The following is a 13,322-nucleotide window of genomic DNA, read 5'->3' on the forward strand; positions in this document are numbered from 1 at the left end:
GGAAAAGAGCGTCCGGACGCGGCCGGCAAGCGGCGTGTGCAACATCGCCGACAGCTAAGGAAAAAATTAGTTCAATCGCGCCTTGCAAAAGCCCGGCGAGCGTCTAATTTTGTCGGAAACCATCGAAACAAAAATAAAAACACTATCACTCAGCCTGGAGTTTTTTATTCCGCCCAAGCATTAAGGTTCTGCCCAGATACTGAAACGGAAATCAGTCATACAAATATCAAGAGGGATGCTTGATGAAGCGCGGCCTTTGGCATCGTATGCTCTGCAAAAGAGTACCTGCCGAACATTTCTGGGTCTCACTTTTTTGCTTCGCCGCACTGGTGATCGCCAGCTTTCTGCTGTTCGAGCAGCAAATCCAGAACTTCCTGGCTCACCTTGAGCTGTACCTGCCCGATACCCCTGCACAAAAAGCCAATCTGGCCCTGTTGCTTATCGCCCTGCTAGCACTGGATGTGGTGCTGCCGGTGCCATCGAGCGTGGTGGCGTTGCTCGCCGTGGCCGCCCTGGGTAGCGTCGGCGGTTACCTGGTAATCTTCGTCGGCCTGTGCCTCGGCGCCTGGCTGGGTTATGCCCTGGGCGCCGGCTACTTCCGGGTGCTGTCCGGCCGCCTCGGCCTGCATCAGCGCAAGCCCGGGCAACTGGCGCAAAAGCTCGGCACCCTGTCGTTGATCTGCCTGCGCGGCGTGCCAGTGCTGGCGGAGACCTCGGTGGTCGCCGCCGGCATGCAGCGCTACCCGCTGGGCGCATTCGTCGTGGTAACAACCCTGGCCAATGCCGGCCTGGCCCTGGCCTACAGCGCCATCGGCAGTTTCCTTGTCGAAGAGGACGCGCTGTTGGTCACGCTGCTTGCCAGCATGGTCCTGCCGGGGCTGTTCATCGCTGGCTACAGCCTGTTTCGCAAGCTGCGAAAGCCCGTTACGCAGGAGCCCCTGCACGGCCGCTTTGCAGTGACCTACGACTACCCGGTGCACTTCACCGACCACCTGTTCGACCTACGCAACCCTTGCCTGCACCAACAACTCACCGCGGGACAGCACGGGCGAGTAACGGTGCTGATATTTGCTGACGAGCAGTTGCTGCAATGCAACCCGCAGCTACCCGGACAGATCGAGGCCTGGTTCGCCAGCCATGCCCGCGACCTGCACCTGCAGGCCGCGCCGATCGCCGTGGCTGCCGGCGAGCTGAGCAAGACCGCCGATGTACTCCAGCAGCTGTATGCCGACATGCTCAAGCACGGCCTAGATCGGCATTGCTACGTGCTGGCCATGGGCGGCGGCGCCCTGCTCGATTCGGTGGGCTACGCCTGCGCCACCTTCCACCGCGGCATCCGCCTGATCCGTCTGCCAAGCACGGTGCTGGCGCAGAACGACGCTGGCATCGGGGTGAAGAACGGCATCAACGCCTTCGGCCAGAAGAACCTGCTGGGCGCTTTCTACCCCGCCACTGCGGTGATCAACGACTTCCAGTTGCTGACCAGCCTCAGCCGCCGCGACCAGATCGCCGGCCTGGCCGAGGCGGTGAAGGTGGCGCTGATCAAGGACGAGGCGTTCTTCCAGTGGATGGAAGAGCAGGCCGACGCCCTCGCCCGTTTCGACCATCCCGCCAGCCGTTATGCCATTCGCCGTTGCGCTGAACTGCACCTGGGGCATATCACCGGTGCCGGCGATCCGTTCGAGCGTGGCAACGGCCGGCCACTGGATTACGGCCATTGGGCCGCGCACAAGTTGGAAAACCTCAGCCAGCACCGCCTGCGCCATGGCGAGGCGGTCGCCGTGGGCATGGCCCTGGACGCGCTCTATGCGAACGCCCTGGGGCTGTTGAGCGACAGCGACAGCGAGCGGGTGATGAACCTGCTGCAAAGGCTCGGCTTCAATCTGTGCCCGGCGGAACTGAACGTGAAGGACGGAACGGGCCGCTCGCTGGTGATGCTCGGGCTGGAGGAGTTCCGCCAGCACCTGGGTGGCCAGCTGTCGATCCCCATGCTCAACCGCATCGGCGCCTCGATCGACCTGCACGAAATCGATGACCGCCTGATGGAACAGGCCTTGCTGCGCCTCGCCAGCCGCGACAGCGCCCCCTTCGGCCTGAGCGAGGGTTGCGCGCAATGAGCCAGACCCAGGCGAGTTTCAAGACCTGGATGACCTTGGGCCGGGTCTCCAACCTGCCGACGGTGTGGACCAACTCCCTCGCCGCCGCGCTCCTGGCCAGCAGCGCCGGCGCCCTGGCGCCACCGTCGTGGCTGGTATGGGGCCTGCTGCTGGTGACGCTGTCGCTCCTGTACCTGGCCGGCATGCTGCTCAACGACCTGCTGGACGCCGATTGGGACCAGCAGCACAACAACCCCCGCCCGATCACCCTGGGCCTGGTCAGCCGCCGCCAGGTGCGCCTGGCCACCCTGCTTCTGCTGGCCCTGGCCGGCGCTTCGGCACTGGGCCTGAGCCAGCTGATCGAGCAGCCCCGGTGGATGCTGGGCAGCATCACCCTGCTGGTCGGCTGCATCCTCGGTTACAACCTGCTGCACAAAAAGTACGTGCACAGCGTCTGGCTGATGGGCGCCTGCCGCTCGGCGCTGTACCTCACCGCAGCGGCCAGCCTGGCGGTGCCGCCGGAACCCATCTGGCTCTGCGCGACCCTGCTCGGGGTGTACATCAGCGGGCTGACCTACCTGGCCAGCCAGGAGCACCGCAACCAGTTGCTCAGCCGCCTGCCCCTGCTGCTGATGCTGAGCCCGCTGGCCTTGGCGATCTACGCCGACACCCTGTGGTTCTGGCCGGTGCTGCTGCTCTGGCTGGGCTGGCTCGGTCGCCACTACTGGCTGCACCTGGCCAATCCGCAGCGCCTGAAGGTCCGCGCCTTCATCGGTGCGGGCCTGGCCGCCCTGCCCCTGTTCGATGCCCTGGTAATGGCCGTAGCCAACCAGCCCTTGGGCAGCCTGTTCTGCGTGCTGGTGTTTTTCCTGCTTCCACATTTTCAGCGCTGGATCAAACCGACATGAACATGGACGTCACCCTGCGCCAGGCACAGCTGGCCGAACAGAACCAGGCCCTGGACCGGCTGCTCAACCAAACCGAGCTGCGCTGGTGGCAGCAGGCCCGGGAACGCCTTGACCAGTCGCCTGACGCCAATACCGCCGCGATGCTGAGCAGCCAATGCAGGCGCCATCTGCAGGAACGGTCGGTGCCCGGTGTCGAAGGCTGGAACTCCATCGAGCTGGCCCGCGCCCTGCTGCTGGCCCAGGTCGTCGGCCTGCAACCGCAACAGGCCCGCCTGGCACTGCTGGAACAACTGTTCCAATGGGGCGACGACCAGGAAAAGATCGCCCTGCTCAAGGTCCTCGATAATCTCGACAGCGACGGTCGCTGCCTCGACCTGGCCCTGCGCGCCGGTCGCACCAGCAACCCCAGGGTGTTCGCCGCCCTGGCCCTGGACACGCCCTACCCGTCCCGTCACTACCCGGAACGGGCCTTCCATCAACTGCTGCTCAAGGCGCTGGGCATGGGCCTGGATACCGCACGGGTGATCGGCCTGGCGCAGCGCCAGGGCACCACCCTCAACCAGCTGGCCCTCGACCTGATCGACGAGCAGCTCGCCGCCGGGCGCCCGGTATCGCCCAGCCTGCCGCGACTGATCGCCTTCTCCCTGCTCAGCCCGGCACAGCGCCAGCGCCTGGCGGGCCTGTACCAACAGCAACGCCTGCCGGCTGAGTGGCGCGAGCACCTCGCCGGCAGCTGACCGATCCACCGCCAGACCCGCACACCCGACATCTGTTTGCCCTTGATGAGGATTCACCATGCCCAAGTATTTCGATCCGCACATTCATATGGTCAGCCGCACCACCGATGACTACCAGAACATGGCGGCCGCCGGCATCACCGGGGTGATCGAGCCAGCCTTCTGGCAGGGCCAGGCGCGCACCAGCGTCGGCAGCTTCGCCGACTACTTCGACACCCTGGTGGGCTGGGAGCGCTTCCGCGCCAGCATGTTCGGCATCCACCACTTCTGCACCATCGGCATCAACCCCAAGGAGGCCAACAACACCCAGCTGGCCCAGGACGTGCTGGACATCCTGCCGCGCTACCTGGTCAAGGATGGCGTGGTGGCTGTCGGCGAGATCGGCTATGACGACATCACCCCAGAGGAGGACCGCTTTCTGGCCGTGCAGCTGGACCTGGCCATGCAGTTCGATCTGCCAGTCCTGGTACACACCCCTCACCGCGACAAGATCGGCGGGACCAAGCGCACCCTGGCGGTGATCCGTGAAGTCGGCATTCCCGAACATAGGGTGGTGATCGACCATCTCAACGAGCTGACCCTGCCGCTAGTGCTGGAAACCGACTGCTGGCGCGGCCATTCGGTCTACCCCAACACCAAGATGTCGGAACAACGCATGGTCGCCCTGCTGCAGCAGTACGGCACCGAAAAGATGATCGTCAACAGCGCCGCCGACTGGGGCGTGAGCGACCCGCTGAAAGTGCCGAAGACCGGCCAGGTCATGCTTGAAGCCGGCTTCACCGAGGCCCAGGTCGAACAGGTGCTGTTCCATAACCCGGTCGACTTCTTTGCCCAGAGCGGCCAGCTGGACAAGGCCCTGGTCAGCACGCCATTGTCCATCGACCAGCGCAAGACCTGGCAGGAAAACTCCGCCCTGCGCGGCCAGGACCCGGTTGTCAAATGAGTGCTGCCCAGTGCTGGACAGCCGCCCAGGTCGGCTATTGCAGTAATGTCCACCCGACCCGCGACCTGGCCGGGCTGCGCGCCTCGATCGCGTGCCACTTCCAGGGCGTGCGCCGCTTGCGCGGCCTGCACCGACAGGACAGCGGCCTGTGGATCTGCGCCGGGGCCGCCAGTGAGTTGCAGCAGGCGTCGGCATGCAGCCGCTTTCTCGGGCTGTTGCAGGACACCGGGCTGCGCCTGACCTCGCTGAACGGCTTTCCCTATGGCGAGTTCCACCAGGGCGCGGTGAAGGCCGAGGTCTACCTGCCCGACTGGTCCATGCCGGAGCGCCTCACCTACAGCCTGAACCTCGCGCACATCCTGGCGCAGGCCCTGCCGGCGGACTGTCGGCAGGGGGTGATTTCCACCGTGCCACTGGGCTACGCCGCCAGCTGGAGCCCGGCCTTGCAGCAGCGCGCCGAGAGCCAGCTGCGCCAACTTACCGCCGGGCTGGCCAGGCTGCATCGCGAAAGTGGCAGGAAGGTGGTGTTCTGCCTGGAAATGGAACCGGACTGCGTGCTGGAACACACCGACCAGGCCATCGCCTTCTTCACCCACTGGCGAGCCAGCGACCCGCACCATGAATACTTGGCGCTGTGCTTCGACGTCTGTCATCAGGCCGTGATGTTCGAGGACTGCTATCGCTCGCTGGGCCGCTTGCGCCAGGCCGGGGTGCCGATCGGCAAGATTCAGCTGTCCAGCGCCATGATCTGCCGCCTGCCGCTGGATGACCCGCAGCGCTTCGCCGAGGTCCTCGGCGTGCTCGGGGAATTTTCCGAAGCCACCTACCTGCACCAGGTCAAGGCGCGGGACAACCGGGGTCGCCTGGCGGCCTGGGCCGACCTGCCTGCCGCGCTGGCCGACTGCGCCAGCGACCCCGGGCGCTACGCCGAGTTGCGCATTCACTTCCATGTCCCGCTGTTCAGCGAGCATCTGCTGATGCGTGAGCTCAGCGGCAGCCAGGTCGCCCTGAGCCAGACCTTCGACTATCTGGCCGCCCACGACGACCTGCGCCCGGTACTGGAAGTGGAGACCTACAGCTGGGGCGTCCTGCCCGCACAACTGCGGCCGGGCGACGAGCAGGCGCAACTGCGCGGCATCGCCGCAGAGTTGCACTGGGTCGAGACACAACTGCGCCAGCGCCATCTGCTGCAGGCGCAAGTATGCGAGGTGCATGCCGATGCCTGCCGGTAAACCCCTGCTGCTGATCAACGTGGTCGGCCTGACGCCATCGCTGCTGGGCGCCAATACGCCGCATATCAACGAGCTGCTGAAAACCGCGCAGATGGCCAGCCTGCAACCGTCGTTTCCGGCGGTGACCTCTACGGTGCAGGCCTCGATCCTCACCGGGGCACCGCCGTCGCAGCACGGTATCGTCGGCAATGGCTGGTATTTCCGCGACCAGGCCGAAGTGCGCTTCTGGCTGCAGCCCAACGCACTGATCCAGGGTGAAAAGGTCTGGGACACGCTCAAGCGCGAACTGCCCGGGTTCCGCTGCAGCCAGTTGTTCTGGTGGTACAACATGTACGCCAACGTCGACGCCTCGATCACCCCGCGCCCGCATTACCCGGCCGACGGGCGCAAGCGCTTCGGGCTGTATTCGTCGCCACCGGGGTTGCACGAGCAGATCGAGGCGCAGATCGGCGAATTCCCCTTCCCCAGCTTCTGGGGCCCGGCGGCGGGCATCGCCTCGAGCCGCTGGATCGTCGATTGCGCCCTGCTCGAATTCCAGCTCAACCGCTCCGACCTGCAACTGGTCTATCTGCCTCACCTCGACTACTGCCTGCAGAAGGTCGGCCCCGAGCACCCGTCGATCGCCGATGAGGTGCGCGCAATCGACCATGAGGTCGGGCGCCTGCTCAGCTTTGCCCAGGACCAGGGCGCGGCGGTAATGCTGCTCTCGGAGTACGGCATCGAGGCGGTCGGGCAATCGGTGTCCATCAACCGCGTGCTGCGCGAGCAGGGTCTGTTGCAGGTGCGCCAATCGCTGACCTGGGAACTGCTCGACCCCGGTGCCAGCGCAGCCTTCGCCGTGGCCGATCACCAGATCGCCCATATCTATGTCAGGCGCCAGGAGGATGTGGCGCGGATCAAGGCCCTGCTCCAGCGCCAGCCCGGCATCGAGCAGGTACTGGACCGCGCCGAGCAACGCTTCTGGCAGCTGGATCATCCGCGCAGCGGCGAACTGGTAGCAATAGCCGCGCCAGGGTTCTGGTTCGATTACTACTACTGGTTCGATGAGCGCAAGGCGCCGGACTTCGCCCGCACCGTGGATATCCACCGCAAGCCTGGCTACGACCCGGTGGAGCTTTTCGTCGACCCGGCCATCCGTTTCCCCAGGTTGAAAATGGCGCGCCGTCTGCTGCAGAAAAAGCTCGGCTTCCGCTACTACATCGACCTGATCCCGCTGGACAGCGGCCTGGTCCGTGGCAGTCACGGTCGCCCGCCCGCCAGCGAGCAGGCGGGCCCGTTGCTGATCACCGATTGCGACGTACCGTTGCCGCGAAGCATTGCGGCGACGGCGGTCAAACACCTGCTCCTTCAGCATTTCCTGGGGCAGAACCAAAACGACCTGGCCAATGCCAAGGAGCACACATGCGGCGAGCCATCTCAATAACCGTTCTCAGCACACTGGCCGGACTGGCTCAGGCTGACGACACCAATCCGTTCAGTTGCAACGATTTCCTGAACTTCAACGACAATCCGGCCCAGGCCCTGGACCAGCTCAATACCAGCAAGGAAACCCTGAGCTGGAACTGGTTCAACTGCCTGAACCAGCCTGCGCCGAATGGGCTTGACCGGGTCTGGGAAACCCTGAAGCCATCAGACCAGGTGTACCTGGCCGATGGTTCCAAACCCACGCCCTACGGCACCCCCTTCATCCCTCCGAGCGAGGTGACGGACAAGGCCGCCAAGATCCCGGGGATGAACCTCAAGCGCGCCTTCCACAACCTCAACGCCACCCTGCAGGTCGATGGCCTGCCCCTGGAAATGGGCGGTTCGGTACCCGAATCGCAGCGTGGCAAACCGGTGCGCTTCCAGTTGCTGATGAGCGAGTCCACCTTCGACTACATCGTCGACCAGGGCGTCTACAACATGAACGGCCAGGATGCCCTGACCAGCGACCTGTACTTCCCGGCCACCTCGTGGGAAGTGAAGGCCGGCTGGTTGTGGATCGGCAGCGACAGCGCCTACCAGGCGCAACTGGCGAATGACGGCTACTACATCGCCCAGGCCTACTACCAGAACAAGGACGGCAGCTACGAGGTCGGCTATGCCGCGCTTTCGGCCCTGCACGTGATCAACAAGCTGGTCGATGGCTGGGTCTGGACCACCTTCGAGAACGTCAACAACCCCAAATACACCGTGACCAACGCCATCCCGTCCCAGCCAATGACCAACAGCACCGGGCCGACCCCAGCTGCGGTACCGGTCAACGCCCAGTTCCAGGGCTGGTACAAGGATCTGTCGCGCTACGAGCTGATCGGCACCCAGCTGCAGACCAGCCCCAAGCTGCTGGCCAACTCCCAACTGGAATCGGCCTTCCAGAGCCAGTCCTCGTGCTTCGCCTGCCACGGCACGGCGGCCTATTCGAAGACCGACGGGTACTTCAATTTTGCCCAGGGTGGCGATGCCGGCCAGGGTGGCATCGTCTACCCGACCGAACCGGTGCCTGAGTCCGAGTTCAAGGGCTACAACAAACTGGATTTTGTCTGGTCGCTGAAGCGCGCCCAGTGGCAGCGTCCTTGAGGAGCACGACATGAGCGTATTGAATTTCCCCCGCATCTACATGAAAGGCCACATGTTCTGGAACCCGCCAACGGGTAACAACAACGATATGTTCCCGCTCTACGATGCGGTGAACATGGAGATGAACTGGCGCTTCCTCGAGCACTACAACATCAACAGGGACAATGCCGGCGACTTGCTGGCGAACTGGATGATCACACCCCGGGCACTGCACGAGGCGCCGGACTACGTCACCCAAGCCCCGCCCAACGCGCCGTCGCCGAGCAATCCCTACCCGGTGATGATGCCCGCCGAGTGGGACCTGTTCGGCGACAACGGCTGCGGCACGGTGACCTACAAGGAGACCACCTCCACCATCATCGGCGGCGAACTGCCCACCGGTGGCTACGTCGACAGCGACCCGCTGATCGCCCTGCCCTACAACCTGTACGGCAACCCGTTCGGCAGCACCAACCCGAGCCCGGCGCGCTTCGTCGACGTCAGCCCCTGGCAGAACACCTTCACCGCGCTGTACTTCGACAGGCTGGTGCTGGGCAACGACACCTGCGGCCTGACCGCCAAGCGCGAATACCGCATGCTTGACCGCTTCCTCAACTTCAACTGGGGCGCCTTCGGCGGGCTGAACTACGTCACCACTACCTGGCAGACCTGCTTCCCGAAAGAAAACCTGAGCTGGGTGGTCGGCGATTCGGCACTGCTGAAGAACCTCCAGGCGCAGTTGGACCAGCCGGGTGTCCAGGGCCTGATGTTCCGTTTCTGCACCTACCTGACCTTCTACGACAAGAACGGCGTGTTCAACGACCAGCCGCCGATCAGTGCCAAATCCCAGAACCCGGTGGACATGGCCAGGGTCCAGGAGCTGTACCAGAAAGGCCTGAGCAATCCTGCGGACATCTTCTTCAACCCGGCCTACAGTTGCACCTCCGGTGTTCTCGGCCTGTGGCTCGACGGCGAGTACCCGACCGCTCCGGCCGGCGTGCGCCTGGTGCCCGATGTCGCGATTGCGGTGCCTGCGCAATACAACCAGAGGCCCAAGACGGTACAGCTGGGTGTCGTCTCGGCGCAGGTTCACGGCAGCATCCTGTCGCTGGACCTGATGAATACCATCCCGTTCATCCCCGCCACACCGCAGGCGGGTCAGAATCCCGCTATTCCGACAGCGGAAAAACTCGACTTCGGCAGCTTCGACGTGGGCATCGATCAGGGCGGCACGTTCGTCCCGGTGACCCATTTCACCTATGCGGACTACCAGCAGAGCATGTTCGAGCAGCGCTCCGGCATCGTTGACCTGCTCCTCAGCCAGACCCAGCAGGCGCAATTGACCAGCGGCGCACCGCTGGCGCTGCAACAGCAGGCGACCGGGATCAATGCTTCGAAGCAGGCGGTCTGGACCGCCGAAGTGATCCAGAGTGGCAGTTTCATCGACGTGGGCGAGACCAGGACCCTGCAGATCATGGTGCAGAAGAACGGCGTACCGGCGAAGAACACCAACCTGCTGGTGGCGGAATACAACAATCCCTATCTGCTGGGCACCTCCAGCTACTACCTGGGTTTCAGTAACAACCCGAACTTCACCCTGTTCAAGGACTTTCCGGCCAACCGGATGCTGAACAGCGAAGTCTTGCCGCAGTTCGTCGGTGCTGCCGAGGTGGATGCCGTGGCGACCGAGGGCGCGGGTCGCAAGCTGGTTGGCTTGCGCCGCGAAGCGACGAACGATGACGGGACAGACGTGATGTACCAGGATTACAGGAAGACCCCGGCCGGAATTTCGCTGGGTGCTTGCCTGATCCTCGAGGGCGCCAAAGTGGAGACCCGCTACCTGCAGGAACCGGCCAACGAACAGGTGATCTACAACTACGCGCAGATCACCACCGACGACGACGGTATCGCCAACGTGATCGTCACCGGCAAGCTCCCCGGCTTCCCGACCCTGCGCTTTTTCCCCAACGAGGATGGCCAGGCCGAAATCGCCTTCAGCTTCACGTACCTCGACGCCTATGTGGACTTCCTCGCCCCACTGCGGGTGCTGCCGGCAGAACCCGACCTGCAACGGGAGTTCGTCGAGCAGTGGAATCAGGTGTACCAGAAGAGTGACTCCGGGCAGCTAATCTGGGACAGCTTCATCTACCCGAGGATCTTCGAACCCTATTACTACCTGTACCCAATCATGGGCAAGTACATGCCACTCAACGACCTGTCGCGCATCGAAGGCGCGGTGGACCAGTTGATCCGCCTGATCAGCAAGGCGTACCAGGAAGAAAGCACCGTGGCGATGCCGATCACTCGGGACATGCCGCAAAGCCGTCGTTCGGTGCTGGAGCTGTGGGCGCAAAAGCTGGTGCAACTGAAATATCCGCCGAAGCCGTTGAGCATGGACGACTACAACCATCTGAAGGTCAACTGATGCAGGGCGCCGGGTGGCAGGGATGTCACCCGGCGCTTTTCATCGTTCAGTGAATACGTTTCAAGAAGCCGTGCAACAGGAAGGATCTATGTCAACGACGCTCCATATCCCGCCCCAACCCCGCGAAACCCTGCGTCCCACCTCGATCATCGCCGAAGGCCTGCGCAACCCTCGCGGTGTCCATGCCGAGGCCGACGGCAGCCTGCTGCTGGTCGAAGCCGGCACTGGCCTGCCCGACGATCCGTTCAGCGGGCGCATCAGCCGTCTCCCTGCCGACCCGCACCACCCCGGCACCTATCTGCCGCGCGAAACCCTGGCCGAGGGTTTCCGGGCCATGAACATGCAGGCGCGCATGCTGCGCGACGAGATCATGGGCCTGTCGGACATCGCCTATGGCGACGGTCGCTGCCTGGTCAGTCAGACCGACTACGTCGCCGGCTCGAAACTCCTCGACCTGCATTTCAGCCCGCCCGAGCCGGTGTGTCACAGTCAGGGCAACCTCAATGCCTTGTGCTATCACCCCGGCCTGCGCAGCTGGCTGGCGGTCAAGCCTGATACCAACGAGCTGGTGGAGCTGCGCCCTGGCAAGGAGGAGCGGGTGCTGGCGCACCTGCCGAACCTGGAACAGGGCCAGGAGGCGGTACCGGTCACCCTGGTGTACGAGCCGACAACCACGGCGGTGCTGATCAGCCTGTTCTCCGGCGAGCTGCACACTGATCCGGCGCGCAAGGGCATGGACTTCGCCGACAAGGCCGGCCAGGTGATTCGGCTCTGGCCCGACAGCGGGCGCACCGAGGTGCTGATCGACGGCCTGCAACTACCCACCGGCCTGGCCCTCGATGTACAAGGCAATGTACTGGTCCTGGAACTCTGCGCCAGCCTGCAGCAACCTCTGCCTCCCGCCTGGAACGGCGACGCCCGGCATGGAGGCTTCACCCGCTTCAGTGGGCGCCTGCTGCATTGCGACCTGCACAGCGGCGCGGTGAGCGTACTGGCCCGCGAGCTGGATACCCCGTCGAACCTGTGCCTGGTACAAGGTGCGGTGCTGGTCAGCGAAGGCATGGGCCTGTCCGGCCGCCCCCTGCCTGCGCCGGAGGGTGAGGTGGTGCCACTGGATGGCCGGTTGCGTCGGGTCCAACTGCACGATCGGTAGTGCCGATGCCCTGTCGCCTCATCCAGGCCGGAAATGCTGCACTACCAGCGCAACAAGCGAGGTCCGAGTAGCGCGCCCATGACGGTCGGCAGCAACATGCCAAGCAGATACCAGACGCCCCAGAATGGAATGCCCATCTCCGGGCAGTGCAGGCAGTACGCCAGGGTTGCGCTGGCTCCCGCCAACAGCCCGCCCGCCGCGCCGGCAATGCGCAGGCGGGTTGGCGCAAGGCCGCGCAGCGCCCAGAACACGCCGACGAAGGTCGGCACCGAGAGCAGCGCAATGTTCAGCGGGCAGGTGCGCCAGGTCTTGCCAAGGATCAGGCCGGCGCGGGCGTCGGCAGGTACTCCGGTCAGCTCTACCGCTGCGCCGATCCAGACCAGCAGTACGGGCAGCGCCAGCAGCACCCAGGCCGCCCCACCCTTCACTCCCGGCCGCGCCAGGCGACTGTTCAGCCACAGGGCAACAAAGGCAAGGCTGCCGGGTAACGCAACCTTGGCCCAGAACAGCGGCGTGCGTGCGACCTCGCCCAGGTCAGGTCGCACACCGAAGATGGCCGCCATCAGCAGCAGCGCGCCCAGAGCTCCGGCCACCAGGCCGATGGCGAAACGCTTGCCAGAGACGTGTCGGTCCACCGCGCCCTCACCGGCGCTCAGCAGGTCGATCAGTTCATTGGTGTTCATCGCTTCGCAATCCTCGGATGATAGCCGCAAGAGCCTTGAGCCCACGGTGGATGCCGACCTTCACCGCCGAACTGGAAAGCCCGGTCAGACTGGCGGTTTGCTCCACCGAAAGACCCTCCAGCTTCACATGGACGATCGGCAGGCGCTGCTTGTCGGGTAGCTGCCGCAGCAGCTTGCCCAGATCACGGCTGGCCTGAGCGGGTTCACCCTCCTCGACGGCGAGCAGTTCGCCCTCGTCGTCCGCCAGCGGATAGTGCAGGGACTCCCGGCGCGCAAAGGCGCGGAAGTGGTCAGCCAGCTTGTAGCACGCGATAGCCTGCACCCAGGCAGTCAACGGCTGATCCGCGCGGTAGGTGTGGCGGGCATTGTGGACCGCGAGCAGCACTTCCTGCAGCAGGTCTTCGACCTCGCCGGGGCGCTGGCGCAGGCGCCGGCCCAGGAAAGCCCTCAGGTGCGAGCCAAGTTCAGTGAGGAATTCGCGGTACGCTCTGCCGTCACCGTCCATGCCACGCAGCAGCAACGCCTGCAGCTGAGCCTCACGCGCAATCAGCACTTCCTGGCTGGTAGTTCGTTGCATCGGCCGTCCTGGTTACACCGCAGATGAATTTTC

At 64.4% G+C, this 13,322-nt stretch carries 11 protein-coding genes; 9 read left to right on the top strand and 2 right to left on the bottom strand.

Going from position 1 to position 13,322, the window contains the following annotated elements; translation table 11 throughout:
* Positions 1-242: 242 nt before the first annotated feature.
* The 9 genes from HU760_RS13500 to HU760_RS13540 all read left to right on the top strand — a co-directional run bounded on the left by HU760_RS13500 (position 243) and on the right by HU760_RS13540 (position 12,029).
* Positions 243-2,117: a 3-dehydroquinate synthase gene (locus tag HU760_RS13500; RefSeq protein ID WP_186674082.1), complete on the top strand. Its 1,875-nt coding sequence runs from the start codon at positions 243-245 to the stop codon at positions 2,115-2,117.
* Positions 2,114-3,004, top strand: coding sequence for a UbiA family prenyltransferase (locus HU760_RS13505; RefSeq protein WP_186674081.1), 891 nt, complete (start codon positions 2,114-2,116; stop codon positions 3,002-3,004). The genes HU760_RS13500 and HU760_RS13505 overlap by 4 nt, the downstream gene beginning before the upstream one ends.
* Positions 3,001-3,741, top strand: coding sequence for an EboA domain-containing protein (locus HU760_RS13510; protein ID WP_186674080.1), 741 nt, complete (start codon positions 3,001-3,003; stop codon positions 3,739-3,741). Before HU760_RS13505 ends, HU760_RS13510 begins: the two co-directional genes overlap by 4 nt.
* Before the next feature lie 58 nt (positions 3,742-3,799).
* On the top strand, positions 3,800-4,684 hold the full coding sequence (locus HU760_RS13515) for a TatD family hydrolase (RefSeq protein WP_186674079.1): 885 nt from the start codon (positions 3,800-3,802) through the stop codon (positions 4,682-4,684).
* Positions 4,681-5,916, top strand: a complete 1,236-nt coding sequence (eboE, locus tag HU760_RS13520) for a metabolite traffic protein EboE (RefSeq protein WP_186674078.1) — start codon at positions 4,681-4,683, stop codon at positions 5,914-5,916. The genes HU760_RS13515 and eboE overlap by 4 nt, the downstream gene beginning before the upstream one ends.
* A complete protein-coding gene (locus HU760_RS13525) occupies positions 5,903-7,339 on the top strand; it encodes an alkaline phosphatase family protein (protein ID WP_186674077.1) in 1,437 nt (478 codons plus the stop codon). The genes eboE and HU760_RS13525 overlap by 14 nt, the downstream gene beginning before the upstream one ends.
* Positions 7,318-8,472: a hypothetical protein gene (locus tag HU760_RS13530; RefSeq protein ID WP_186674076.1), complete on the top strand. Its 1,155-nt coding sequence runs from the start codon at positions 7,318-7,320 to the stop codon at positions 8,470-8,472. Before HU760_RS13525 ends, HU760_RS13530 begins: the two co-directional genes overlap by 22 nt.
* 10 nt (positions 8,473-8,482) lie before the next feature.
* Positions 8,483-10,876 (top strand): hypothetical protein, encoded by a 2,394-nt coding sequence (locus HU760_RS13535; RefSeq protein ID WP_186674075.1) that lies wholly within the window; start codon positions 8,483-8,485, stop codon positions 10,874-10,876.
* Positions 10,877-10,964: 88 nt separating this feature from the next.
* Entirely contained in the window at positions 10,965-12,029 is a 1,065-nt protein-coding gene (locus tag HU760_RS13540; RefSeq protein ID WP_186674074.1) for a hypothetical protein, read from the top strand.
* A gap of 41 nt (positions 12,030-12,070) precedes the next feature.
* Here HU760_RS13540 and HU760_RS13545 read toward each other — a convergent pair whose 3' ends face one another.
* Both HU760_RS13545 and HU760_RS13550 read right to left on the bottom strand, forming a co-directional pair.
* Complete coding sequence (locus HU760_RS13545; RefSeq protein WP_186674073.1) at positions 12,071-12,712, bottom strand: DUF1109 domain-containing protein; 642 nt, start codon at positions 12,710-12,712, stop codon at positions 12,071-12,073.
* The gene (locus HU760_RS13550; protein WP_186674072.1) at positions 12,699-13,289 is read right to left on the bottom strand and encodes a sigma-70 family RNA polymerase sigma factor; all 591 of its coding nucleotides are present in this window, start codon (positions 13,287-13,289) and stop codon (positions 12,699-12,701) included. Before HU760_RS13550 ends, HU760_RS13545 begins: the two co-directional genes overlap by 14 nt.
* Positions 13,290-13,322: the final 33 nt, after the last annotated feature.

This window comes from Pseudomonas oryzicola, from assembly GCF_014269185.2.
Classification (GTDB): domain Bacteria; phylum Pseudomonadota; class Gammaproteobacteria; order Pseudomonadales; family Pseudomonadaceae; genus Aquipseudomonas; species Aquipseudomonas oryzicola.